The organism is Flagellimonas maritima, assembly GCF_003269425.1.
GTDB classification, from domain to species: Bacteria; Bacteroidota; Bacteroidia; order Flavobacteriales; family Flavobacteriaceae; genus Flagellimonas; species Flagellimonas maritima.
In genome coordinates, this window is the sequence record NZ_CP030104.1 from 3,381,044 (window position 1) to 3,404,280 (window position 23,237).

General features: G+C 37.0%; 26 protein-coding genes. 15 read left to right on the forward strand and 11 right to left on the reverse strand.

The genetic code is table 11. From position 1 onward, the window contains the following. The first annotated feature begins 31 nt into the window (after positions 1-31). Positions 32-988 carry a sterol desaturase family protein gene (locus HME9304_RS14970; protein WP_112379348.1) on the forward strand — a complete coding sequence of 319 codons (957 nt, stop codon included), beginning with the start codon at positions 32-34 and terminating at the stop codon, positions 986-988. 2 nt (positions 989-990) lie between these two features. Here HME9304_RS14970 and HME9304_RS14975 read toward each other — a convergent pair whose 3' ends face one another. From HME9304_RS14975 to HME9304_RS14985, 3 genes are read right to left on the reverse strand one after another with little or no spacing between them, the layout of a single operon-like run. After that, positions 991-1,803: a TerC family protein gene (locus HME9304_RS14975; RefSeq protein ID WP_112379349.1), complete on the reverse strand. Its 813-nt coding sequence runs from the start codon at positions 1,801-1,803 to the stop codon at positions 991-993. Between the two features lie 2 nt (positions 1,804-1,805). Beyond that, positions 1,806-2,183, reverse strand: a complete 378-nt coding sequence (locus HME9304_RS14980) for a DNA topoisomerase IV (RefSeq protein ID WP_112379350.1) — start codon at positions 2,181-2,183, stop codon at positions 1,806-1,808. A gap of 46 nt (positions 2,184-2,229) precedes the next feature. Next, positions 2,230-2,622, reverse strand: a complete 393-nt coding sequence (locus tag HME9304_RS14985) for a helix-turn-helix transcriptional regulator (protein ID WP_112379351.1) — start codon at positions 2,620-2,622, stop codon at positions 2,230-2,232. Between the two features lie 287 nt (positions 2,623-2,909). Between HME9304_RS14985 and HME9304_RS14990 the strand changes: the two genes are divergently transcribed. The 3 genes from HME9304_RS14990 (at position 2,910) to HME9304_RS15000 (ending at position 5,126) form a co-directional block, all read left to right on the forward strand. After that, the gene (locus tag HME9304_RS14990; RefSeq protein WP_112379352.1) at positions 2,910-4,019 is read left to right on the forward strand and encodes a M14 family metallopeptidase; all 1,110 of its coding nucleotides are present in this window, start codon (positions 2,910-2,912) and stop codon (positions 4,017-4,019) included. Between the two features lie 100 nt (positions 4,020-4,119). Continuing rightward, positions 4,120-4,599: an Lrp/AsnC family transcriptional regulator gene (locus HME9304_RS14995; protein WP_055392737.1), complete on the forward strand. Its 480-nt coding sequence runs from the start codon at positions 4,120-4,122 to the stop codon at positions 4,597-4,599. Positions 4,600-4,610: 11 nt separating this feature from the next. Continuing rightward, positions 4,611-5,126 (forward strand): DinB family protein, encoded by a 516-nt coding sequence (locus HME9304_RS15000; RefSeq protein ID WP_112379353.1) that lies wholly within the window; start codon positions 4,611-4,613, stop codon positions 5,124-5,126. Positions 5,127-5,144: 18 nt separating this feature from the next. Here HME9304_RS15000 and HME9304_RS15005 read toward each other — a convergent pair whose 3' ends face one another. Further along, on the reverse strand, positions 5,145-5,477 hold the full coding sequence (locus HME9304_RS15005) for a hypothetical protein (RefSeq protein ID WP_239023315.1): 333 nt from the start codon (positions 5,475-5,477) through the stop codon (positions 5,145-5,147). A 93-nt stretch (positions 5,478-5,570) separates the two neighbouring features. After that, a complete protein-coding gene (aroB, locus tag HME9304_RS15010) occupies positions 5,571-6,629 on the reverse strand; it encodes a 3-dehydroquinate synthase (RefSeq protein ID WP_112379354.1) in 1,059 nt (352 codons plus the stop codon). A 91-nt stretch (positions 6,630-6,720) separates the two neighbouring features. Between aroB and HME9304_RS15015 the strand changes: the two genes are divergently transcribed. Continuing rightward, positions 6,721-7,890, forward strand: a complete 1,170-nt coding sequence (locus HME9304_RS15015; RefSeq protein WP_112379355.1) for a proline dehydrogenase family protein — start codon at positions 6,721-6,723, stop codon at positions 7,888-7,890. A 9-nt stretch (positions 7,891-7,899) separates the two neighbouring features. On the opposite strand, the gene HME9304_RS15020 is transcribed toward HME9304_RS15015, so the two are convergent. The 6 genes from HME9304_RS15020 to porX all read right to left on the reverse strand — a co-directional run bounded on the left by HME9304_RS15020 (position 7,900) and on the right by porX (position 12,437). Continuing rightward, positions 7,900-8,274: a DUF4258 domain-containing protein gene (locus HME9304_RS15020; RefSeq protein ID WP_112379356.1), complete on the reverse strand. Its 375-nt coding sequence runs from the start codon at positions 8,272-8,274 to the stop codon at positions 7,900-7,902. Between the two features lie 6 nt (positions 8,275-8,280). Continuing rightward, the gene (locus HME9304_RS15025; RefSeq protein ID WP_112379357.1) at positions 8,281-9,480 is read right to left on the reverse strand and encodes an alanine dehydrogenase; all 1,200 of its coding nucleotides are present in this window, start codon (positions 9,478-9,480) and stop codon (positions 8,281-8,283) included. 44 nt (positions 9,481-9,524) lie between these two features. Next, the gene (locus HME9304_RS15030; RefSeq protein WP_112379358.1) at positions 9,525-10,067 is read right to left on the reverse strand and encodes a hypothetical protein; all 543 of its coding nucleotides are present in this window, start codon (positions 10,065-10,067) and stop codon (positions 9,525-9,527) included. A 91-nt stretch (positions 10,068-10,158) separates the two neighbouring features. After that, on the reverse strand, positions 10,159-10,296 hold the full coding sequence (locus HME9304_RS17040) for a hypothetical protein (RefSeq protein WP_164674856.1): 138 nt from the start codon (positions 10,294-10,296) through the stop codon (positions 10,159-10,161). A gap of 172 nt (positions 10,297-10,468) precedes the next feature. Further along, positions 10,469-10,885: a tRNA (adenosine(37)-N6)-threonylcarbamoyltransferase complex ATPase subunit type 1 TsaE gene (gene tsaE, locus HME9304_RS15035; protein WP_112379359.1), complete on the reverse strand. Its 417-nt coding sequence runs from the start codon at positions 10,883-10,885 to the stop codon at positions 10,469-10,471. A 7-nt stretch (positions 10,886-10,892) separates the two neighbouring features. Continuing rightward, positions 10,893-12,437 (reverse strand): T9SS response regulator signal transducer PorX, encoded by a 1,545-nt coding sequence (gene porX / locus HME9304_RS15040; protein WP_112379360.1) that lies wholly within the window; start codon positions 12,435-12,437, stop codon positions 10,893-10,895. 36 nt (positions 12,438-12,473) lie between these two features. Here porX and HME9304_RS15045 point away from each other — a divergent pair, with 36 nt between their 5' ends. The 10 genes from HME9304_RS15045 (at position 12,474) to HME9304_RS15090 (ending at position 23,113) form a co-directional block, all read left to right on the forward strand. Further along, the gene (locus HME9304_RS15045) at positions 12,474-13,700 is read left to right on the forward strand and encodes an HD domain-containing protein (RefSeq protein WP_112379857.1); all 1,227 of its coding nucleotides are present in this window, start codon (positions 12,474-12,476) and stop codon (positions 13,698-13,700) included. Between the two features lie 23 nt (positions 13,701-13,723). Beyond that, the gene (gene lpxD / locus HME9304_RS15050) at positions 13,724-14,755 is read left to right on the forward strand and encodes a UDP-3-O-(3-hydroxymyristoyl)glucosamine N-acyltransferase (protein ID WP_112379361.1); all 1,032 of its coding nucleotides are present in this window, start codon (positions 13,724-13,726) and stop codon (positions 14,753-14,755) included. Beyond that, the gene (locus HME9304_RS15055; RefSeq protein WP_112379362.1) at positions 14,742-16,142 is read left to right on the forward strand and encodes a bifunctional UDP-3-O-[3-hydroxymyristoyl] N-acetylglucosamine deacetylase/3-hydroxyacyl-ACP dehydratase; all 1,401 of its coding nucleotides are present in this window, start codon (positions 14,742-14,744) and stop codon (positions 16,140-16,142) included. Before lpxD ends, HME9304_RS15055 begins: the two co-directional genes overlap by 14 nt. Before the next feature lie 14 nt (positions 16,143-16,156). Further along, positions 16,157-16,942 (forward strand): acyl-ACP--UDP-N-acetylglucosamine O-acyltransferase, encoded by a 786-nt coding sequence (gene lpxA / locus HME9304_RS15060; protein ID WP_112379363.1) that lies wholly within the window; start codon positions 16,157-16,159, stop codon positions 16,940-16,942. A 4-nt stretch (positions 16,943-16,946) separates the two neighbouring features. Then, positions 16,947-17,513 carry an elongation factor P gene (efp, locus tag HME9304_RS15065; protein ID WP_112379364.1) on the forward strand — a complete coding sequence of 189 codons (567 nt, stop codon included), beginning with the start codon at positions 16,947-16,949 and terminating at the stop codon, positions 17,511-17,513. A gap of 6 nt (positions 17,514-17,519) precedes the next feature. Then, positions 17,520-18,461: a UDP-3-O-(3-hydroxymyristoyl)glucosamine N-acyltransferase gene (locus HME9304_RS15070; protein ID WP_112379365.1), complete on the forward strand. Its 942-nt coding sequence runs from the start codon at positions 17,520-17,522 to the stop codon at positions 18,459-18,461. A gap of 58 nt (positions 18,462-18,519) precedes the next feature. After that, a complete protein-coding gene (sucD, locus tag HME9304_RS15075; RefSeq protein ID WP_112379366.1) occupies positions 18,520-19,392 on the forward strand; it encodes a succinate--CoA ligase subunit alpha in 873 nt (290 codons plus the stop codon). Positions 19,393-19,500: 108 nt separating this feature from the next. Then, on the forward strand, positions 19,501-20,247 hold the full coding sequence (gene fabG, locus HME9304_RS15080) for a 3-oxoacyl-[acyl-carrier-protein] reductase (RefSeq protein WP_112379858.1): 747 nt from the start codon (positions 19,501-19,503) through the stop codon (positions 20,245-20,247). Between the two features lie 6 nt (positions 20,248-20,253). Next, positions 20,254-22,287, forward strand: a complete 2,034-nt coding sequence (locus HME9304_RS15085; RefSeq protein WP_112379367.1) for a vWA domain-containing protein — start codon at positions 20,254-20,256, stop codon at positions 22,285-22,287. A gap of 10 nt (positions 22,288-22,297) precedes the next feature. Next, positions 22,298-23,113 carry a prohibitin family protein gene (locus HME9304_RS15090; protein ID WP_112379368.1) on the forward strand — a complete coding sequence of 272 codons (816 nt, stop codon included), beginning with the start codon at positions 22,298-22,300 and terminating at the stop codon, positions 23,111-23,113. Positions 23,114-23,237 lie beyond the last annotated feature (124 nt).

Below are 23,237 nucleotides of genomic sequence, written 5' to 3' on the forward strand. Positions count from 1 at the left end.
TACACGCTAACCCATTACTTAATTATTTTTTATGGATTTCACCAACCCGTTAGTTTACGGAGTGCCCGTTTTTATTGCTTTTATCCTATTCGAGCTTACATACAGCAAAGCCCACGGTGATAATCATTTATACAATTGGAAGGATTTGGCCGCGAGCGGTTTTATGGGAGTAGGGTCGGCAATATTGGGTCCTTTGTTTAAGGTAATATTCGCTATAGTGCTTTTTGAAGGAGTTTATGAGTTATGCAATCCTTTGGTAGACGGAGTGCGCCAAAACTTTTTAGGGTATGAATCTTTCGGTTATGCTTGGTATGTATGGATTTTGTGTCAACTGGCAGATGATTTCACGTATTATTGGTTTCATAGGGCGAATCATGAAATCCGACTTTTATGGGCTGCACATATTGTACACCATTCCTCTGATAATTTTAATCTTGGAACGGCGGTACGCAATGGATGGTTTACAATTTTGTACAAACCACTTTTTTATATGTGGATGACCGCTATTGGTTTCCCACCGGAAATGGTAGTCGTTTGTTTGGGAATTGAAGCTTTATGGCAGTTTCAATTACATTCGGTTTACGTTCCCAAACTGGGTTTTTTGGAAAAAATTTTTAATACCCATACAATGCACCAAGTGCACCATGCCCAGAATGTTGAGTATTTGGATAAAAATCATGGTGGATTTCTAAATATCTTCGATAAGATTTTTGGAACTTGGAAAGAATTGGACGATGATATAGATGTAAAATATGGAGTAATCCATTCGCCGGAATCCTATAATCCTGTTGTAATACTTACGCATGAGTTCAAGGATATTTGGAACGATATGAAGAAATCGAAAAAACTATCACATAAACTGATGTATGTTTTTGGACCTCCGGGATGGAGCCATGATGGCAGCACCCTAACGGTAAAGCAACAGCAAAAATTACATTACCAACAAAAAAAGCTAAATCCAGAATTGGCTTTTCATCGACCTAATTAAAACTATTCCTGACTCACTTCAGTAGCTTTTTTCTTGTTTTTCTTCATTCTCAGGTCAAAGAACTCCACCATAATGGAGAAAGCTATCGTAAAATAAAGGTATCCTTTTGGAATAGCCCCGACTTCATTATCAAATACTACAAGATGTGATAAATGAGCTGCTTCTGTAATGAGCATAAAGCCTATCAAAATCAAAAAAGATAGTCCCAACACTTGAACGGAAGGATGTCTATTGACGAATTCGCCGACAGGATTTGCAAACACCATCATTATAACCACGGATATAACAACGGCGGTTATCATCAATATCAGAGCATCCATAGGATTTGGAGAAATACCATTGGTCATGCCGATGGCTGTTAAAATAGAATCGAAGGAAAAAACAATATTGATTACTGTAATCTGAATAATTGCATTTGTTAGGGATGAAGAGCGGGACTTGGTAACCTCACGTTCGTCATGGCCCCTGTCCTCGATTTTTTCATGGATTTCTTTCGTACTCTTGTACAACAGAAAGAGTCCTCCCAAAAACAAAATAACTGCTTGCCAACTTATCCCACCTGTTACCCAAGATTCGTCTAAAACCAAAAAGGGCTTTTTCATTTTTGTCAACCACGTTATACCGAACAAAAGAAGTATACGCATGGCCATGGCCAAAATCAATCCAAGATTGGTTGCTTTTTTCCTATCTTTTTTTTCGAGTTTTCCAGCTGCAATGGAAATGAAGATGATATTGTCTATTCCAAGGATAATTTCTAAGAACGTTAGCGTAAGTAATGCCATCCAGGCATCTGGACTTGTAAAAATGTCAAGCATGGTCAGTTTGTTTTAAATGCAGTTCCTTTAAATCTACGTTTGTCGCCAATGGCATTGTATTCAAATGTATAAGAAGAATCTGAGGTTGTCAATATTTTAATGTGTATGGACTTTTCCTCTGCCTTACTCTTGGGATTGATATTTTTCAGGACATACTCGCAATCATTTATCCATCTGATGGAAGATGTGTCTTTTTTTCCTTCAAAATAATCAATTTCAATCTCTTCTGTTCTAGAAAAAGTTGTTTGTTTTTTTTCACCGTCAATAACGCTCGTAAATGAAAACTCTCCCGTTTTAAAATCCTTACAATTACGTTGCGGTGGTGCGCTGCAATTTAGACACAATATAGCTAGCAATGCAAGGCATAGTTGTTTGATCATGGTTGCAAAGTAAATGTAAAGAACCGAAATAGTTAAACGGCTCACATTATTTTTTTACCTCAAATGCCTCAAAAGTTCCGTTTGCATAGAACATCACAATTTTAACGGGCTCTAGAATATTGTCCTTTAGTGGTGAAATTTTTGGAATTTTATTTTTTGAATCGGTATTGGTTGTCATGGAGGGATTTGGGGTAGGGGAATTTTCCTTTGATTCCTCCTTGGCAGGAAAATGTCCTTTACCGTTCAATAGCCAATAGAGATTTACTGATGGATACGTTTGGATAACTTTCATCACAAAATCCAAACTAGGTTTGTTTCTACCACTTAGAATATGGGAAATACTCGAACGCTGAACCCCAATATTATCTGCAAATATAGAAACCGTTAGACCATAATGGTCAATAATTATCTTAATACGTTCTTTAATTTGTTCACTCACAATTGTAATTGATTAAAACACTAAAAGTATTGATCTTAAAAATAGAATTTATGAAAATTGACTTCAGAACAATACTTAAAATACAAATTTATAATTGAAGTAACTGTATTTAAAATACTGTTTTATAGAGATTTAAAGTATTGATAAAAAATATCCATAAAAATTATTTACATCTGTAAAATTAATATATGATTTATAGTACAAATGTAATTAAATCTATGTACCGATGTGTTACAATTGTAACCTAAAGAAAATTTACTTTTGTAAAAACATCTTCTAGTCTTAAAATGATAGCGCACTTATTACACAAAGAAAAATCAGTTAAAGGCCGATATGTAAATCTCGACAAACTTCAAAAAGAATGGATGGATGGATTGGATATGTCGCTTATCAAATATGAAGGGCGTTCTGTGCTTGGTGAAAACATATTCTCGGTCCAACTTGGTTTTGGGAAAAGGCGTGTATTGATTTGGTCCCAAATGCACGGGAATGAATCCACAACGACAAAAGCAGTACTGGACGCAATAAACTTTTTGAAGAGTGATGAAATTTTGGCAAAATCAATCTTGACCAATTGTACATTATTGATAATACCAATCCTTAATCCCGATGGCGCAAAAGCATATACAAGGAATAATGCAAATAACGTGGATTTAAACAGGGATGCAAAACTGCGATCACAGCCTGAAAGCAAAATATTAAACAAGCTTTTTAGCGATTTTAAACCTGACTTTTGCTTTAACCTCCATGATCAACGAACGCTTTTTTCTGTCGGCAACACAAATAAATCCGCAACGGTATCCTTTTTGTCACCTTCCACCAATTTAGAACGCAGTGTTGATAAGACAAGATCTATAGCAATGAAAATAATTGTTGCGATGAACGAATTACTACAGAAAAAGATTCCAGGGCAGGTGGGAAGGTATGATGACGGCTTCAACGATAATTGTGTTGGGGATTTTTTTCAGATGCAGGGGGTGCCCACCATACTTATTGAAGCTGGACATTTTCCAGAAGATTACCAAAGAGAAAAAACACGGGAACTTATTTTCTTGACTATTATAGACGCTTTGAAGATTATTGCCACCGACAGTATCGACAATTTCAAGACAGCGGATTATTTCCAAATTCCAGAAAACAAAAAACAATTTTTTGATATCTTAATAGCAAATCCCAAGGTAATCAACCAAAATTTAATGGAAAAAGATAGAATTGGCATAAGATTTAAAGAAGTTTTGAATAACAACACCATTGTTTTTCAACCAGAACTAACCTCAGTAGGTCATTTAGAAGGTTTCTTTGGTCATCAGACATTTGATTGTACGCTAACGGAAGATTATCAAAGGTTAACCAAACGTCCGGATATCTTAAATTTAATCCTTTCTGCGAAGGATTAGATGGACAATTAGATTAAATTCTTACATTTTATTTAAAAAAAATGCGTTTTTTTTAAATATTTTTTCTTAATTAACTAATTTTGATGAAAATAATAACGCAATGAGTAAAGTAAAACTTGACGAAATAGATCACCAAATATTGGATATGTTGATTGACAATACCCGAACTCCATTCACGGATATTGCCAAAAAACTATTGATTTCCGCTGGAACTGTCCATGTTAGGGTAAAGAAAATGGAAGAATCGGGAATCATAAAAGGTTCTTCACTAACCTTGGACTATGTTAAACTGGGATATTCTTTCATAGCGTATGTTGGTATTTTTCTTGAAAAGACCCACCAAACTAAGTTTGTTTTAGAGCGTTTAAATCAAATTCCTTACGTTACCGTTGCACATATTACAACAGGAAAGTTCAATATCTTCTGTAAAATCAGGGCCAAGGACACTACACATGCCAAAAATATAATCTTCAAAATAGATGATATAGATGGTATTAGCAGAACGGAAACCATGATTTCATTGGAAGAAAGCATCAACGACAAAAAACGTTTAATGCATACAATTTTTAATGAACTTTAAGCATTTTTCTTTTGCTACGGTCAGATTTATCAACCTCTGAATACAATTCGTATTATCATAATTATATTCTTGCTTTGCCAGATGTAGCCCTTATGGATGAGCTAAAAGATGGTAAAGAGCAACTTTTATCTTTTGTTGGGACAATTCCAAATGAACGATTAAATTATGCTTATGCTGTTGGGAAATGGACTGTTGCCCAAGTATTGATGCATATTGTAGATGCGGAAAGAATATTTCAATATAGAGCATTACGTTTTGCAAGGAACGACAAAACTCCATTGGTAGGATTTGAACAGGACAATTTTGTTTTGGAATCTACGGCAGATATACGAACGAAAAAAGAAATACTAAATGAGTACCGTACAGTTCGCGAAGCCACTATTTCGCTATTTGCCTCCTTTGATGACATTGTATTAAAGCGAATGGGAACAGCCAGTGGTTCTGGAATGAGTGTAAGGGCAATGGGGTTTATTATATGTGGCCACCAGACCCATCATCTAAAGATAATCGGCGAACGCTATTTATAAATTTTAACAAGTAATTTTTTAGTATAGGCCTTCTATTTCAATATCAGAATCCGTCTCAAACTCACGATTAACGGGTAAATCACTTTTCAAATCATCTTTAACACCATCGCTCTTTTCCAGTTCCTTTTCAATGATCTCTTCAAAATTTGATATAAAATTTGAAAGGCTTTTACTTATTTTGACCAAATAAATGGTGTCGTTGGTTTTTACTTCAACAGCCTCAATGATTTCACCACTTGGTTTCTTCAGTGTCATGATATCTTCATCACCATAGCCATGGGGATAGGAATCTATTAGAATCGCTGCGACCTTATGGTCCAATTTTTTGTAATCGATTAGTATACGTTTCATAATAAAGGATATTTTAATTACTATCCTAAACTATAAATTTTTTATACTGGTCGGAGACAAAGAGTTGTAAATGGTAATTATTTGTACTTGAACCTATTGTTCTTTGTAGTATGCAAAAGCTTTATGAAGGAGATTGTCCGGAACTTTCACATCGGTAACAGCTTTTCCAATCGTCTGGAGCAACACAAAGTTGACATCGCCATGCGAATTCTTTTTGTCATATTTCAAAAGCTCAATAATGCTGACTATATCTTCTTCATCCAAGATAACACGGTTAAAATGTTTTAAAAAAACCTCTTTTATTTCTTGTAAGGATAATTTGGACAACCCTTTTAATTCATGGGAAAGATATCCTTCTAATATCATTCCTATGGCTATGGCCTCTCCATGCAGTAAAGTTATCTTATTGGGGTTGTCCAGAAAATAGGATTCTATGGCATGCCCCAGTGTATGGCCAAAATTCAGGATTTTTCTTATTCCTTGCTCGGTCGGGTCCTGTAATACTACTTCGTTTTTTATGGAAATGGATTTTTTGATGCATTTTGAATCGGTAAAATTCTTTTCATCTTTCAGGGCCGTCCAATATTCTTCATCTTTGATAAGCCCATGCTTCAACATTTCTGCATATCCGCTCTTTACCTGTCTAATTTCAAGTGTTTGTAAAAATTCTGGAAAAATTAGTACCATCTGCGGTTGGTTGATGACCCCTATCTGATTTTTAAGTGCCCCTAGATCAACGCCTGTTTTACCACCAATGGATGCATCTACCATTGAGAGTAGGGTAGTGGGGACATTTATAAAATCTATGCCCCTTTTAAACGTAGAGGCTACAAAGCCCCCCAAATCGGTCAAGACACCACCTCCCAAATTTATCAAGAGGCTTTTTCTGTCCCCATCGTTTTTGGATAACTGTTCCCAGAGTTCCGTGCAGGTAGCAATATTTTTATGTATTTCACCAGATGGGATTTCCAAAACACAGCCTACTTCACTATCCATCTTTTTCAGGAAGACAGGATAACAATATTTTTTTGTGTTTTCATCTACTAAAACAAAAACTTGGGAATAATCATTTTTCGCAATATGCTGTTTAAGAGCAGCTTCCGCCAGTTCTTTGAGATGTACTTCGTACGAATGGGATTTAATGGATTCCATAATCAAATATACAATGATAAATAAAGACTATTTTCATTGATATTGTTCTAAAATCACTACTTATATTTGAATCTTTAATGAATTAAAAAAAATGCTTCCTGATTTTGAGAATACCGCAATTGCCTTTGAGCTAAAAACAGATTCGCAGCTAGAAAGGGCTTATTTTCTTTTTAAAATGATTGCCAATGAGCCTTTGGTGAGAATAGGCACGGCGGTTACCAATTTTGCCATAAAGGCGCATTTACCAGTGGAAGGTCTTATAAGGGCCACTGTTTTTGACCATTTTTGCGGAGGGGTTAACGAAGAGGATTGTATGTCCATAATCGATACCTTGTACAAAAAAGGCGTATGCTCCATTCTGGACTATTCGGTGGAAGGCAAGAAAATTGAAAACCAGTTCGATTTTACCTTGGGAAAGGTTTTGGAAGTACTTGATTTTGTAAAGAAAAAGGAGGCAATCCCCTTTGCTGTTTTTAAGCCCACGGGGTTTGGACGTTTTGGTCTATACGAAAAGGTCAGTTTGGGCGAGGATTTAAATGAAGATGAATCTGCAGAATGGAACAGGATTGTAAATAGATATGACCAAGTCTGCAAAAAAGCCCATGATTTGGATGTGGCATTATTGATAGATGCTGAAGAAAGCTGGATGCAAGATGCCGCAGATGCCATTGCCACGCAAATGATGAATAAATACAACCAAGAAAAAGTTGTTGTTTTCAATACGATACAGATGTACCGTTGGGATAGAATGGATTATCTCAAAACCTTGCACGAAACTGCTGTAAAGCAAAATTTTAAAATCGGTCTAAAGGTGGTACGAGGTGCATATATGGAAAAGGAAAACGAAAGAGCTGAAGAATACAATTATCAGAGCCCCATCTGTAACTCCAAAAATGCAACTGATGAAAATTTTAATGCGGCAATTTCCTATATGATGATGCATCTGGATAGGATTTCCATTTTTGCAGGAACCCATAATGAAGAAAGCTGTTTAAAACTTATCTCGCAAATGAGCGATGCATCCATTAAAACTTCTGATAATGGTATCTGGTTTGGACAACTTTATGGAATGAGTGATCACATTACATTCAATCTTACCGCAGCGGGCTACAATGCAGCAAAATATATTCCTTACGGCCCGGTAAAAGATGTAATGCCCTATTTGATCAGGAGAGCCGAGGAAAACACCTCTGTTGCAGGACAAACGACTCGTGAACTGGACTTGATAAAAAAAGAAAGAAAGCGGAGAGAGGAGAAATAAAGTAAATGGTTAATCCTTACGTTTGATTTTTTCGATGATTACTTTATCATTACAGTTCTTGGCGGTTAAAACCCAATCCCTACCATCAATTTCTGATTCAATCAAATACGTCTTACAGGGCTTGGTCTTCGTATCGCTATTGCCAAAATCTATATTTCCATCCCTTAAAAATGATTTGATCAAAAGTGAGTCCTTGCTAGTTTTTCCAACGTTATCAGAAAATACCAATGGCTTGGAACGCATATCCTTTAATACCCTACAATTGGGAAAGTAACAAAAGTCAATACCGTTCTCCCCTGATTTTTTCTTTAGAAAAAATACAAGAAATACAATTCCAATGGATAGCCCTACCAGGTACCATCCCAAACGCTTTAAAAATGCCATGCCTGTTTAAAAAATAAGAAAATTAATATCGTTGTACGTTAAACCGAACCAATCCCCGACGGATTTATTGGTCAAAATACCATGGTACATGTAAAGGCCGTTGCGCAGCCCTTTGTCAAAACGAAGGGAATGCTCCAGACCGCCATCTTCACCAATTTTTAAAAGATAGGGCGTAAAAATATTACTGATGGATATGGAAGAGGTTCTGGGATATCTGGAGGGTATGTTAGGAACGCCGTAATGGGTCACGTTAAATTTTTCAATAGTCGGTTTTGCATGTGTTGTTAATTCCGAAGTTTCAAAACATCCGCCCATATCGATACTGACATCGATAATAACGGCCCCTTTTTTCATGTTTTCCACCATGGTGCTGGATACTACAACGGGAGAGCGGTCCTCTCCTCTTGTTGCACCGATTGCGACATCGCATCGCTTTAATGCCTTCAAAAGATTTTTAGGCTGAACCGTGGATGTATAAACTGTTTGGTTAAGGTTGGTCTGAATGTTCCGTAGCTTGGTAATGGAGTTATCAAATATTTTAATATTGGCGCCAAGTCCCAAAGCGGAACGGGCAGCAAATTCACCAACGGTACCCGCCCCAATGATTACAACTTCTACAGGGGGAACGCCGCTAATATTGCCGAACATCAATCCATTTCCCTTATTGGTAATCGCCATTAATTCCGAAGCTATTAAAATTGAGGAAATTCCCGCAATTTCGCTCAGGGAACGAACCGCAGGGTACTTTCCGTCCTCATCCCTTATGTATTCAAAAGCTATGGCCGTTAGGCGTTTTTTTGCCAGGTTCTCAAAGTATTTTTTGGATTGTGTTTTGATCTGCAAAGCAGAAATTATGATGGTTTGCGGGTTTATTAGGTCAATTTCCGAAAGGGTAGGGGGCTCCACTTTTAGTATCAACGGACAGGAAAAAACCTTTTTGGTATCCCTGGTAATCTCCGCTCCTGCATTCGTATAATCAGTATCTGAAAAGTTGGCACCGTCCCCAGCGCCGGATTCGATAAGGACTCGATGTCCATTGGCCGTAATGGCATTTACTGCATCCGGGGTAAGGCAAATCCGTTTTTCCTGATATTGGTTCTCCTTTGGAATACCTATAAAAAGTTCCCCTTTTTGTTTTAGAATTTCCAACGTTTCCTCTTGCGGTAGTAGTTGCTGTTTGCTGAAGGGAGAGGATGGTTGATTCATATAATGTACATCTGAATGTTATACCGAACGGTAAAGAAACAAATTTACATTTTTTTTGAAAGGGTCTTTTGGCTTTGTTCCAGTTTCTCGCGCTCTTTCCGGAGTTCTTCTTTTTCCTTAAGGATTTGAAGCTCCGTATCCATTGCTTTTAAATCAATACCATGAACATGTTTATCCACTAATTTGACCCTTATAAAATAGACAACAGGAACAACAACCATTGTCACAGCAATGACATATAAAATTTCGTTTTCGTCAACTATTTTAGATTCAAAGGTGAGTACAGCAAACAATTGAAAACTGTACATGGCAATAGGTATGAGTATAGCGTAGTACCACCAGTTCTTACAGGTTATAAACCAAATTATTAGTAGTAATAATGGAACGACTTTTGTACAATAATAATAAAAGGCCTCACTTATGTCATCGAAACCGTTAGCACCAAATTCAATAGCCAATAAAGACCAAGTTTTAGAATCAGCAGGAAGATACTTATACCAATAAAATATTATTGGAGTTACAGCGATTAGTATAGCAAATAATCCCTCTATAATAAATTTCTTCTTTATATTTTTTTTATCACTCATTACTCAACATAACAAAAAAAAGCAGGATTTATTGCAAAAAAGAAATGACCTTATAGCTATAAGGTCATTTCCTAAATTAAAATCAGTAATACTACAATTTTCTAATTCTACTTTTTTCAATACTTGGAGCATCTTCTAAAGAGTCCGTGTCAATTGTAGTTGTGGATACTGCAGTCATTGCCAAAAATGCGACAGCAAGTAAACCATAAAAAACTTTTTTAGTGTTCATCGTAAAAAATTTTTCGGTTAATAAATCAATTTATTTCGATAACAAATGTAGGAAAAATTCTTGACCTATGACGCATTTCACCGATAAAAAATGCACTTTATCTTAAAAATATGCCATTTATCGAAGAATTTACCGTTTATCGAATTCTAGAGAAATATAAGTTTAAATCGTCTTATGAACCACTATATTCGACTGAACGGGTCTTTTCATCGATAAGCTGTAATTGTATGGATGCAGTATTTTCTGGCAAAAGGGAACTTATTTTTTCTGGCCATTCCATAAAAAGCCATGCCTCTGAATTTAGGTAATCCTCCAATCCAATATCAAGTGCTTCCGTTTCACTTTGGATTCTATAAAAATCAAAATGATAGGCCAGTGGATTCCCTTGTTTGTCATGGTATTCGTTTACCAAACCAAATGTTGGACTGCTGGCAATATCGCTGCCTTTCAATTCTTTTACCAAAGCTTTTATCAAGGTAGTTTTACCAGCGCCCATTTCTCCATAAAAGCAAATTGTCTTGCTATCGGTATCTGATAGAATTTTTTTGGCTATGCGCTGTAATTCATCTATAGTGAATGTTATTTTCAAACCAAGTCTATTTTGCGTCCAGAACTATAAAGGGAACAATGATCTCTTCGAGCGAAACACCTCCATGCTGGTACGTATTCCTGTAATACCCAACATAGTGGTTATAGTTGTTGGGATATGCGAAAAATAAATCATTCTTGGCAAAAATAAAGCAACTGCTAAGATTTATGTTTGGCAAATGCACATTTTGGGGGTCTTTAGCTTCCAAAACATCTTTTTTTTCATAAGTAAGGCTCCTCCCCGTTTTATACCTTAAATTAAGACTGGTTTCTCGATCCCCGATTACCTTGGAGGGTTGCTTTACATTAATGGTCCCGTGATCGGTCGTTAATATCAATTTCATACCCATATCCTGTGCTTGCTGAATAATTTCCAATAAGGGCGAATTTTTAAACCAACTCAATGTCAAGGAACGATAGGCTTTATCGTTAGAAGCCAATTCTTTGATGACCTCCATCTCGGTCTTGGAGTGTGAGAGCATATCAACAAAATTGTAGACCAATACGGTTAAATCATTGTCCTTTTGGGATTTAAAGTTCTGGGCAAGATGTTTTCCTTGTCGTAAATTACTTATTTTATGATATTCCCATTTTAGATCTAATCCTAGCCTTTTTAATTGCGCGCCCAGGAATTCGGCCTCAAATAAATTCTTTCCTCCTTCGTCCGTGTCGTTTTTCCACCAATTTGGGTGTTGTTTCTCCATATCCAAAGGCATTAATCCAGAAAATATGGCATTTCTTGCATATTGGGTAGCTGTTGGTAGAATGCTGTAATATGAAGCTTCGTGCTTTTTCTTGTAATGAATCGAAAGTGTTTCTTCAAATGCCAACCATTGGTCATAGCGTAAATTATCTATAACGATTAATAAGGTCTTGTTTCCCTCCAGTTCCGGTTGAATTTTTTTTCTAAATAGTGTATGGGACATTACAGGGCCATCATTATCTTGAAACCAATCGCTATAATTTTTATCCACAAACTTGCTGAATTGAGCATTTGCCTCTACTTTTTGGGATTCCAAAATCTCGAACATCCCTGAATCTTCTATCTCTTCGAGTTGCATTTCCCAGTAAATGAGTTTTTTATATAGATCGGCCCACTCTTCGTGGCTATTTACCATGGATAAATCCATAGCTATTTTTCGGAACTCTTGTTGGTAATTGGAAGTTGTTTTCTCTGAAACCAATCTTGAGTTGTCCAGACTCTTTTTTAGGGATAGCAGTATTTGATTGGGATTAACAGGTTTTATTAAATAATCTGCAATTTTAGAGCCTATGGCTTCGTCCATTATAAATTCTTCCTCACTTTTTGTAATCATTACAACAGGTATGGAAGCATCATATTTCTTTATCTCGGTCAAGGTTTCAAGACCAGAAATACCGGGCATATTTTCGTCTAAAAAAACTATATCAAAAAAAGTATTTTTTATCTCCTCAAGTGCATCTTGCCCACTTTGGCTCGTTACTACCTTGTAGTTTTTTTTCTCAAGAAATAGAATATGGGGTTTTAAGAGGTCGATCTCGTCATCGACCCACAGAATTGTTATCTTGTTCATATAGTAGTTATCTTTGTGGAATTAAAACAAACTTCATTGGTCTTAACCAACAAGCTTAAAGTCTTCAACGATCCAATTTACGGTTTTATTGGAACTCCAAACGAACTTATTTTTAGTCTTATAGCCCATCCTTTTTTTCAAAGACTCCGCAGGATTTCGCAAATGGGGATGTCCTATCTGGTTTACCCCGGTGCGCACCATACAAGATTTCATCATGCATTGGGCAGCATGCATTTGATGACAAAGGCAATTCAGGTGCTAAAATGGAAAGAAATTCCTATTACAGATGATGAAGAAACGGGTTTGCTTTGTGCAATTCTATTGCACGATATTGGTCATGGTCCTTTTTCCCATGCACTTGAAGGCTTTATAATAAACGATTTAAACCATGAGCGGCTCTCATTGGAATTCATGATCGACCTCAATACAAAATTTGAAGGACGTCTAGAAACCGCTATCTCAATTTTTAAGGGGGAGTACCATAAACCGTTTATGAATCAATTGGTATCAAGTCAACTGGATATGGATCGATTGGATTATCTAAAAAGGGACAGTTTTTATTCCGGGGTAACGGAAGGCAACATCAACTCTGAAAGGCTTATTTCCATGCTCAATGTTGTAGACGGCAATTTAGTTTTGGAAGAAAAAGGAATCTATGCGGTCGAAAAATTCTTGATGGCAAGGAGATTTATGTATTGGCAAGTTTATTTGCATAAAACAAGTCTTGCTGCAGAACAGATATTGGTTCGAATCATGCGGAGAGCACGGGAACTCATATCAATGAAGCAAGAATTGGAAGGAACTGATGCTTTCCTATTCTTTTTAAAACAGGATGAAACCATTTCTTTTGGCCCACAAATACTTGAAAAGTTTTCTAGGTTGGATGACATCGATATTTTAAGCGCCATTAAATCTTGGCAATTCCATAGCGATTTTGTTCTTTCCAAGTTGTGCAAAATGATCTTGAATAGAGAGTTATTGAATGTTAAAATAAAGAACAGGACCATAGAGCCTGATAAAATCCTTTTAAAACTCAAAAAAGTAGCGGATTTCTATGCTATTTCGAACAAAGAAGCATCATACTTTGTTTTTAAAGGAGAAATATCAAACAAAGCGTATAATAATGACGAACAAGCTATAAACATCCTTAAAAAAAACGGCAAGGTAACGGATGTTCTCAAAGAATCTGACCAACTGAGTTTAAAGGCACTGTCCAAAACAGTCACGAAATATTATAGCTGCTACCCAAAAGAAACCGTTTAACAAATTTTGTTACTTTTGCAGAAATGAAATTTACAGCTACCCAAATTGCAGGAATTTTAGAGGGAGAAGTTGACGGAAATCCTCAGATTGCTGTTCATAAGCTTTCTAAAATCGAAGAAGGCGAAACAGGTTCTTTAACCTTTTTGGCAAATCCAAAATATACATCATATATATATTCCACAAAAGCTTCAATAACCATTGTAAACAAGGATTTTGTTCCAGAACAGTCTATATCCACTACATTGATTAAAGTAGAGGATGCTTACAAATCTTTTTCTAAGTTGTTGGAGTATTACAATCAAGTAAAGAACAATAAAATAGGCATTGAATCTCCTTCTTTTATAGCTGAAAGTGTAGTATATGGCGAAGGGTTTTATTTAGGCGCTTTTTCATACCTGGCCGACAATGTGGAAATTGGAAAAAATGTTAAAATATATCCTAACGTATATATAGGTGATAACGTAACCATTGGAAATAATGTCGTTGTCTTTGCAGGGGCAAAAATTTATTCTGAATCAATCATAGGGAATGACTGCGTTATTCACAGTGGTGCAATTATTGGAGCTGATGGATTTGGATTTACCCCAAACGATAAAGGGGAATACACTAAAGTACCACAAACAGGGAACGTAATTTTAGAAGATAACGTAGATGTAGGTGCAGGAACTACTATTGATAGGGCTACATTAGGATCAACCATGCTTAGGAAAGGTGTAAAATTGGATAATCAAATTCAGATAGCACATAATGTTGAGATTGGTGAACACACTGCAATTGCAGCACAAACTGGAATTGCCGGCTCCACGAAAATTGGCAAAAATTGTCTCATTGGAGGGCAAGTTGGTATAGTTGGCCATATTACTATTGGTGACAGGGTTAAGATCCAAGCACAGTCCGGCATCGGTAGAAACGTAAAAGATGATGAAGTACTTCAAGGATCACCAGCATTAAATTATGGTGACTATAATAAATCATACGTACATTTTAAAAATTTACCAAAACTGGTAGATAAAATCTCCAACATAGAAAAAAAAGTTGAGGGTGGAAAAAATTAGCACTAAGCAAAGAACAATTAAAAATCGGGTCACGCTAACAGGAGTAGGATTGCATACGGGCGAGAACGTTACCATGACGTTTGTTCCCGCAAAGGAAAATCACGGCTTTGCATTTAAGCGGGTAGACCTTGAAGGTGAACCTATAATAGAGGCGGATGCCAATTATGTGGTAAATACTCAACGTGGCACAAATTTGGAAAAGAATGGAGTCAAAATCCAAACTTCAGAACATGTGCTTGCAGCATTGGTTGGTTTGGGTATAGATAACATTTTAATTGAATTGGATTCTCCTGAACCTCCAATTATGGATGGATCATCAAAGTTTTTCGTAAAAGCACTTGAAGAAGCCATCATAGTGGAACAGGAACATGATAGGTCGGAGTATATTGTAAAAGACGTCATCTCATATAAAGATGAAGCAACCGGCAGCGAAATTACTGTAATACCTTCAGACAAATATCAAGTGACCACTATGGTCGATTTTGGTACTAAGGTTCTTGGCACACAAAATGCCACGCTAGAAAATATTTCAAATTTTAAAGATGAAATAGCCGATGCACGTACTTTTAGTTTTCTCCATGAATTGGAAATGCTTTTGGAAAACGGGCTTATAAAAGGAGGAGACCTCAATAATGCAATTGTTTATGTAGATAAGGAAATATCGGAATCCACCATGAAAAAATTGGAAAAGGCATTTGACAAAAAGAAGCTTTCCGTAAAACCCAATGGTATTCTGGATAACTTGACATTGCACCATCCAAATGAGGCCGCTCGTCATAAATTGTTGGATGTAGTAGGAGATTTGGCGCTTGCGGGAACAAGAATTCGCGGAAAAGTCATCGCGAACAAGCCTGGACATTACGTAAACACACAGTTTGCCAAAAAGCTTTCTAAAATCATCAAAATAGAAAAAAGAAACAAGGTACCAAGTTATGATTTGAACCAAACTCCCTTAATGGATGTGACCAAAATAATGGGAATGTTGCCGCACAGGCCTCCGTTTTTATTGGTTGACAAGATTTTGGAGCTATCAGACACTCATGTTGTAGGTGTCAAGAATGTCACCATGAACGAACCTTTTTTTGTAGGCCATTTTCCAGGCGCCCCTGTAATGCCAGGTGTTTTGCAAGTTGAGGCCATGGCCCAAACAGGTGGAATTTTGGTATTAAGTACTGTTCCTGACCCAGAAAATTATCTTACTTTTTTTATGAAGATAGATAATGTAAAATTCAAGCAACAGGTTGTTCCTGGAGACACATTAATATTTAAATGCGATTTAATATCACCCATAAGACGAGGAATCTGTCACATGCAAGCCTATGCATATGCAAATGGGAAATTGGTATCAGAGGCTGAATTAATGGCCCAAATCGTAAAAACAAAATAATAATTTAGTAATAAATGAACCAACCTCTTGCATATGTTCATCCTGGAGCTAAGATTGCCAAAAACGTGGTGATTGAACCATTTACAACAATTCATAACAACGTCACCATTGGTGAAGGAACTTGGATCGGTTCCAATGTAACTATAATGGAAGGTGCCAGAATAGGAAAGAATTGCAATATTTTTCCAGGTGCGGTAATTTCTGCAACTCCACAAGATTTAAAATATAAGGGTGAGGAGACTACGGTTCATATAGGAAATAATACGACCATACGAGAATGTGCTACCATAAACAAGGGCACGTCAGACCGTATGAAAACTGTCATTGGTAAAAACTGTTTGATTATGGCCTATTGCCATGTAGCCCATGATTGTTTTATAGGAGATGGCTGTATTTTCAGCAATAATTCCACATTGGCAGGTCATGTTACCATTGGCAACAATGTTGTACTTGCCGGAATGGTCGCTGTACACCAGTTCGTTTCAATAGGGAATCATGCCTTTGTAACAGGAGGTTCTCTGGTTAGAAAAGATGTTCCTCCATTTGTAAAGGCGGCAAGGGAGCCACTTTCTTATGTAGGTATAAATTCCATAGGGCTGCGAAGAAGAGGTTTTGAAGCGGGAAAAATTAGAGAAGTCCAAAATATTTATCGTATACTTTACCAAAGAAATTATAATAACTCACAGGCAGCATCCATAATAGAAGCTGAGATGGAGGCAACCCCCGAGCGCGATGAAATACTTCAGTTTATCAGGGATTCGCAGCGTGGAATAATGAAAGGATATTTTAGTTCAAATTAGATTTATGGCAAGTACTTCAGATATACGTAAAGGATTGTGCATTAGATACAATCATGATATTTTTAAAATAGTGGAATTTCTTCATGTAAAACCGGGCAAAGGACCAGCTTTTGTAAGGACAAAACTTAAAAGCGTCACTACGGGGAAAGTTATTGACAATACGTTTTCCGCAGGTCACAAAATAGAAGACGTAAGGGTTGAGACCCGTTCATACCAATATTTATATGCTGAGGGTGATACGTTTCACTTTATGAATACTGATGATTACAATCAGATTTCGTTGCAGAAAAGTTCTTTGGATGCACCTGACTTATTGAAGGAAGGTCAGGTAGTGACCATTCTTTTTAACACAGAGGACAACATGCCGCTTTCCGTCGACATGCCCGCTAGCGTAATCTTGGAAGTCACACATACGGAACCTGGTGTTAAAGGAAATACAGCTACCAATGCCACAAAACCGGCAAAAGTGGAAACCGGTGCCCGAGTAAATGTTCCCTTGTTCATTAATGAAGGGGACAAAATCAAAGTGGACACAGAGAAGGGTGATTATATGGAAAGGGTAAAAGAGTAGGATTAAATGAAATTCCCAAAACCTTATACCCTAAAAGAAATTTCAAAGATCATTGATTCTGAATATATTGGAGATGAAGATTTTCCAGTCTTTGGAATGAATGAAATCCATGTGGTGGAAAATGGGGATATTGTTTTTGTGGACCATCCAAAATATTATGATAAGGCAATCCATTCCAAGGCAACCATCGTGCTCATTAACAAAAAAGTAGATTGCCCGCCTGGTAAAGCATTATTGATTTCAGATGACCCCTTTAGGGATTTCAATAAACTCACCCAATTTTTTAGGCCATTCAATAGTGCGAATAGCGCAATTGCGAAAACTGCACAAATAGGAGAAGGAACAATTGTTCAGCCCAATGTCTTTATTGGTAATGATGTAAAAATTGGAAGTGGTTGTATTATCCATTCCAATGTATCCATTTATGATAATTGTACCATCGGAAATAATGTGACCATTCATAGTGGTACAGTGCTCGGCGCGGATGCCTTCTATTATAAAAAGAGACAAGAAGGTTTTGATAAATTAAAGTCGGGTGGGAGTGTTGTTATTGGTAACAATGTAGATATAGGAGCATCATGTACTATTGATAGGGGCGTAACTGCAAACACAATCATTGGGGAAGGTTCTAAATTGGACAACCAGATACAGGTTGGGCATGATACCATTATTGGTAAAAAATGTCTGATTGCCTCCCATACAGGTATTGCGGGCTGCGTTGTTATTGAAGATGAAGTTACGCTTTGGGGGCAAGTAGGTGTTATCAGCGGAATAACCATTGGCAAAGGAGCGGTCGTTTATGCGCAATCAGGTGTTGCAGGAAGTTTGGAAGGCGGAAAAAACTATTTTGGAAGTCCGGCTGGAGAAGCGAGGGCAAAAATGAAAGAATTGTCAATTATTAAAAGCATTCCATCGTTGCTTAAAAAAGCTAAGGGAAATAGCAATTAATTTACTTTAAAAATCAGGGGTAAAAGTATATTTTTGCCTTTTACAATAAACTAAAAATATGAGTGTTCTAGTCAACAAAGATTCAAAAATAATTGTCCAAGGTTTTACAGGAAGTGAAGGTACGTTTCATGCCGGTCAAATGATTGAGTATGGGACCAATGTGGTAGGTGGCGTAACACCGGGAAAAGGAGGTCAAGAACATTTGGGGAAACCTGTATTCAATACCGTTGAAGATGCGGTTGAACAAGTAAAGGCTGACACTACTATCATTTTTGTACCGCCCGCTTTTGCTGCTGATGCCATTATGGAGGCCGCTAGTGCAGGAATCAAAGTGATTATTACAATTACGGAAGGTATTCCCGTTGCTGATATGGTCAAAGCGAATAACTATATAAAAGATATGGATTGTACACTTGTTGGACCAAATTGTCCAGGTGTTATAACCCCAGATGAAGCAAAAGTTGGTATCATGCCTGGATTTGTATTCAAAAAAGGTAACGTAGGCATCGTCTCTAAATCAGGTACGTTAACATACGAGGCTGCAGACCAGGTCGTTAGACAAGGACTCGGAATCACTACTGCCATTGGAATTGGCGGAGACCCCATTATAGGGACAACCACAAAAGAAGCCGTAGAACTTTTAATAAACGACCCAGATACAGAATGTGTGGTAATGATCGGTGAGATTGGCGGTCAATTGGAAGCTGATGCTGCAAAATGGTACAAAGAAAGTGGAAGCAAAAAACCAATTGTTGGTTTCATAGCTGGCGAAACTGCACCTGCGGGGAGGACTATGGGCCATGCCGGTGCTATTGTTGGCGGAAGTGACGATACTGCACAAGCCAAAAAGCGTATCATGCAAGAATGCGGGATACACGTAGTAGATTCTCCAGCAAAAATTGGAGTGAAGGTAAAAGAGGTTATAGGATAACCAACCGTTAAAAGTATTATAAATCCCGTGCTATGCGGGATTTTTTTGTCCAATACACAAAACAAAAACTATATTTGGTCAAAGGCCATTCAAAAAACTTGGAAAGACATGAAACTTTTAGAAGGTAAAAACGTAATTATAACAGGAGCGAGCAGGGGAATTGGAAAGGGTATAGCCCAAATATTTGGAAATCACGGAGCTAACGTTGCTTTTACCTATAGTTCCAGCGAAGCACCCGCTTTAGAATTGGAACGTGAGCTTACTGAAATGGGAGTCAATGCCAAAGCCTATAAAAGTAATGCAGCTAGTTTTTCGGAATCCGAAGAATTGGTGAAAAATGTACTGGAAGATTTTGGGAGTATTGATGTACTGATTAACAATGCAGGAATCACCAAGGACAATCTTTTGATGCGAATGGGCGAAGAAGATTTTGATATGGTAATAGAAATCAATCTAAAGTCTGTTTTTAATATGACCAAAGCTGTCCAGCGTACCATGTTAAAACAGCGGAAAGGTTCCATAATCAATATGAGCAGTGTAGTAGGAGTGAAAGGAAATGCAGGGCAGACCAACTACGCTGCATCCAAAGCGGGTATGATTGGATTTTCAAAATCCGTAGCCTTGGAACTAGGTTCTAGAAATATACGTTGCAACGCCATTGCCCCAGGTTTTATTGAAACGGAAATGACGGATAAACTGGACGAAAAAACGGTACAGGGCTGGCGGAATGCAATTCCTTTAAAAAGGGGAGGAAGTCCTGAAGACGTTGCAAATGCTTGTGTATTTTTAGCTTCTGACCTATCGGCTTATATAACGGGTCAAGTTCTGAACGTGGATGGCGGAATGCTAACCTAAAAATGAATGGAAATACGCACTTTACTCCTTATAATTTTAGCAGCAATAGTAGCGCTATCCATCGTATTTTACCAGTATTTTTATAAGAACAAAAGACACGGTTCCTTAAGATGGGTTTTGGCCACATTACGTTTTTTTGTACTGTTCGCTTCACTTTTACTTCTTATAAATCCAAAACTCACCAAGCGGGATTACTATCTAGAAAAAGCAAATTTGGTACTTCTGCTAGATGACTCCGAGTCCATGAAAAATGCTTCGGATGGGTTCTCAATGCAAAATAAAATCGATGCCATCGTTAAAAATGATGATCTAAACAATCGGTTTTCCATACAGCAATATTCCTTTGGAGTCAATATCCATCAGACAGATTCCGTGGGTTTTGGACAAAAGAATACGGACATTTCAAATGCCCTTACTAAAATAGCTGAAATCTTTTCCAACAGGAGCACGTCTGTAATCATTCCTACTGATGGAAATCAAACGTTGGGCAGAGACTATGATTACATTGATTTGAACAAGAACATTTCAGTATATCCCATTGTAGTTGGCGACACCACTGCTTTTGAGGATATTTCAGTTGGTTTGGTTAATAGCAATACCTACGCATTTTTAAAAAACAAGTTTCCCATTGAGGCAACAATTCAATACAAAGGTTCAAAATCAATTTCAAGAAGCGTAACTATTTCTGTGAACGGCAGAAGGGTTTACCAAGAAAATCTGGAATTTGGCCCAAACCAAAACAGTAGATCGATAAATACCTTGGTGGAGGCGACAAGGGTTGGTGTTCAATCAATAATGGTAGCGGTGCAGCCGTTGGAAAATGAAAAGAACAAATTTAACAATATTAAGGAAACGGCGATTGAGGTCATTGATGAAAAAACTACTATAGCTATTGTATCCGACATCGTTCATCCTGATATTGGCACGTTGAAAAAATCTATTGAAGCCAACGAACAAAGGAAGGTCAAGATATTCAAACCGAATACACCGATAGCCAATTTAAACGAAATTGATATTTTTATATTCTACCAACCCAATAGCAAATTCAAGAACATCTACCAATCAGTAAAGAAAACAAAGACAAATTTTTTTACAATTACCGGAAGTAATACTGATTGGAATTTTCTAAATCAAATACAGCAAAGTTTTTCGAAAGAAAATTTTAACCAGAGTGAAGATGTACAGCCTATCTTAAATAGTGCATTCAATATATTTAATATTGAAAATTTTGATGTGGCCGGATTTCCGCCCCTCGAGAGTGGTTTGGGTGACATACAAATGAATGAAAATGCTGAAACATTGCTGTTTCAACAAATTAAGGGAGTGGACTTGAGCAAGCCTCTCTTTTCATTTTTAACAGAAGATGGACAAAAAGAAGCTGTTCTTTTTGGAGAGAATATTTGGAAATGGAGGGCCCAAACATATCGCAATGACCAAAACTTCCAAGCTTTTGACAATTTTATGGGAACACTCATGCGCTATTTGGCAGCCAATAATCAACGAAGCAGATTGGAACTCGACTATAAGTTGATTTTTGACAATGCAAGTTTAGCTAGGATTAGGGGTGCTTACTATGATAAAAGCTATAGCTTTGATTTCAACGCGAACATAAATATTAAAATTGAAGGGATTGATAATGACTTTTCCAGAGAATATCCCATGCTTTTAAAAGGTTCTTTTTTTGAAGCTGATTTAAGCAATTTACAAGCTGGAGCATATAACTTTACGGCTACCGTTAAAGGTGAAAATATAAAACGTTCCGGTAAATTCAAGATTCTCGATTTTAATCTGGAAAAACAACTGCTATCTTCCAATTATGAAAAACTGAACAGGCTTTCGGTAAGGACAAATGGAAAAATATATACTCCCATTGAAATTGATAAGTTGATAGATCATTTGTCAACATCGGAGCAGTTCGTACCTATTCAAAAGAGCAAGCAAAATGTCGTATCTTTAATCGATTTTCGACTGCTTTTGGGCTTTATAATAGCAACGCTTTCATTGGAGTGGTTTATCAGGAAATATAACGGACTAATATAAAACATAACACATGGATAGATTACCAAAGATTGCTTTACCTGTAATAGCGGTCATTATCGTATTGATTATTTTAATTTCAAAGTCGGCCGTAACCATAGGCTCTGGTGAAGCCGGGGTTTTGTACAAGACTTTTGGCGGCGGTGTGGTAACGGACAAGCCAGCACTTGGTGAAGGGTTCCATATTGTGGCTCCTTGGAACCGGGTCTATATATATGAGGTAAGGCAACAAGAAGTTTTTGAAAAAATGCAAGTGCTTTCCTCAAACGGATTGGAAATAAAACTGGATGCTTCCGCATGGTTTCAGCCAAAATTTGAGGATTTGGGAAGATTGCACCAAGAAAAAGGGGAATCCTATGTGGATCGTATACTTCTTCCAACTATTCGTTCAGCTGCAAGAAGTGTTGTGGGGCGTTATACTCCAGAACAATTGTATTCCAGTAAAAGAGATGCCATTCAACAAGAAATTTTTGAAGAAACAAAGAAAATTGTGGATGGGCAGTATATTCAATTGAACGAAGTGCTTGTTAGGGATGTCACGCTTCCCCCAACTATCAAAGAGGCAATAGAACGCAAATTAAAACAAGAACAAGAATCATTGGAATATGAATTTCGTCTGGTAACTGCTAAGAAAGAGGCCGAAAAAGTAACCATTGAAGCACAGGGTAAGGCGGACGCCAACCGAATTCTAAGTGCCTCACTAACGGATAAGATACTTCAAGATAAAGGAATAGATGCTACTCTGGAACTTTCAAAATCCCCAAATTCAAAAGTGGTCATTGTTGGTAGCGGAGACTCTGGATTACCTTTGATATTGGGAAATAACTAAATAAACCTTTTTTGATATAAAAATAAATTTTACTTTTGATATCGAAATGAGAAATAACAACACACATCACCATTTTTATCCTTGCACTCAGGCGAGATAGAAATGTATTGTTGTTTTTAAAATA

What these genes read in the sequence shown, in the direction of transcription:
- HME9304_RS14970 (WP_112379348.1), top strand. Translation starts at nt 32, where the DNA reads ATGGATTTCACCAACCCGTTAGTTTACGGAGTGCCCGTTTTTATTGCT.
- HME9304_RS14975 (WP_112379349.1), bottom strand. Translation starts at nt 1,803, where the DNA reads ATGCTTGACATTTTTACAAGTCCAGATGCCTGGATGGCATTACTTACG.
- HME9304_RS14980 (WP_112379350.1), bottom strand. Translation starts at nt 2,183, where the DNA reads ATGATCAAACAACTATGCCTTGCATTGCTAGCTATATTGTGTCTAAAT.
- HME9304_RS14990 (WP_112379352.1), top strand. Translation starts at nt 2,910, where the DNA reads ATGATAGCGCACTTATTACACAAAGAAAAATCAGTTAAAGGCCGATAT.
- HME9304_RS14995 (WP_055392737.1), top strand. Translation starts at nt 4,120, where the DNA reads ATGAGTAAAGTAAAACTTGACGAAATAGATCACCAAATATTGGATATG.
- HME9304_RS15005 (WP_239023315.1), bottom strand. Translation starts at nt 5,477, where the DNA reads ATGAAACGTATACTAATCGATTACAAAAAATTGGACCATAAGGTCGCA.
- aroB (WP_112379354.1), bottom strand. Translation starts at nt 6,629, where the DNA reads ATGGAATCCATTAAATCCCATTCGTACGAAGTACATCTCAAAGAACTG.
- HME9304_RS15015 (WP_112379355.1), top strand. Translation starts at nt 6,721, where the DNA reads ATGCTTCCTGATTTTGAGAATACCGCAATTGCCTTTGAGCTAAAAACA.
- HME9304_RS15020 (WP_112379356.1), bottom strand. Translation starts at nt 8,274, where the DNA reads ATGGCATTTTTAAAGCGTTTGGGATGGTACCTGGTAGGGCTATCCATT.
- HME9304_RS15025 (WP_112379357.1), bottom strand. Translation starts at nt 9,480, where the DNA reads ATGAATCAACCATCCTCTCCCTTCAGCAAACAGCAACTACTACCGCAA.
- HME9304_RS15030 (WP_112379358.1), bottom strand. Translation starts at nt 10,067, where the DNA reads ATGAGTGATAAAAAAAATATAAAGAAGAAATTTATTATAGAGGGATTA.
- HME9304_RS17040 (WP_164674856.1), bottom strand. Translation starts at nt 10,296, where the DNA reads ATGAACACTAAAAAAGTTTTTTATGGTTTACTTGCTGTCGCATTTTTG.
- porX (WP_112379360.1), bottom strand. Translation starts at nt 12,437, where the DNA reads ATGAACAAGATAACAATTCTGTGGGTCGATGACGAGATCGACCTCTTA.
- lpxD (WP_112379361.1), top strand. Translation starts at nt 13,724, where the DNA reads ATGAAATTTACAGCTACCCAAATTGCAGGAATTTTAGAGGGAGAAGTT.
- lpxA (WP_112379363.1), top strand. Translation starts at nt 16,157, where the DNA reads ATGAACCAACCTCTTGCATATGTTCATCCTGGAGCTAAGATTGCCAAA.
- efp (WP_112379364.1), top strand. Translation starts at nt 16,947, where the DNA reads ATGGCAAGTACTTCAGATATACGTAAAGGATTGTGCATTAGATACAAT.
- HME9304_RS15070 (WP_112379365.1), top strand. Translation starts at nt 17,520, where the DNA reads ATGAAATTCCCAAAACCTTATACCCTAAAAGAAATTTCAAAGATCATT.
- sucD (WP_112379366.1), top strand. Translation starts at nt 18,520, where the DNA reads ATGAGTGTTCTAGTCAACAAAGATTCAAAAATAATTGTCCAAGGTTTT.
- fabG (WP_112379858.1), top strand. Translation starts at nt 19,501, where the DNA reads ATGAAACTTTTAGAAGGTAAAAACGTAATTATAACAGGAGCGAGCAGG.
- HME9304_RS15085 (WP_112379367.1), top strand. Translation starts at nt 20,254, where the DNA reads ATGGAAATACGCACTTTACTCCTTATAATTTTAGCAGCAATAGTAGCG.
- HME9304_RS15090 (WP_112379368.1), top strand. Translation starts at nt 22,298, where the DNA reads ATGGATAGATTACCAAAGATTGCTTTACCTGTAATAGCGGTCATTATC.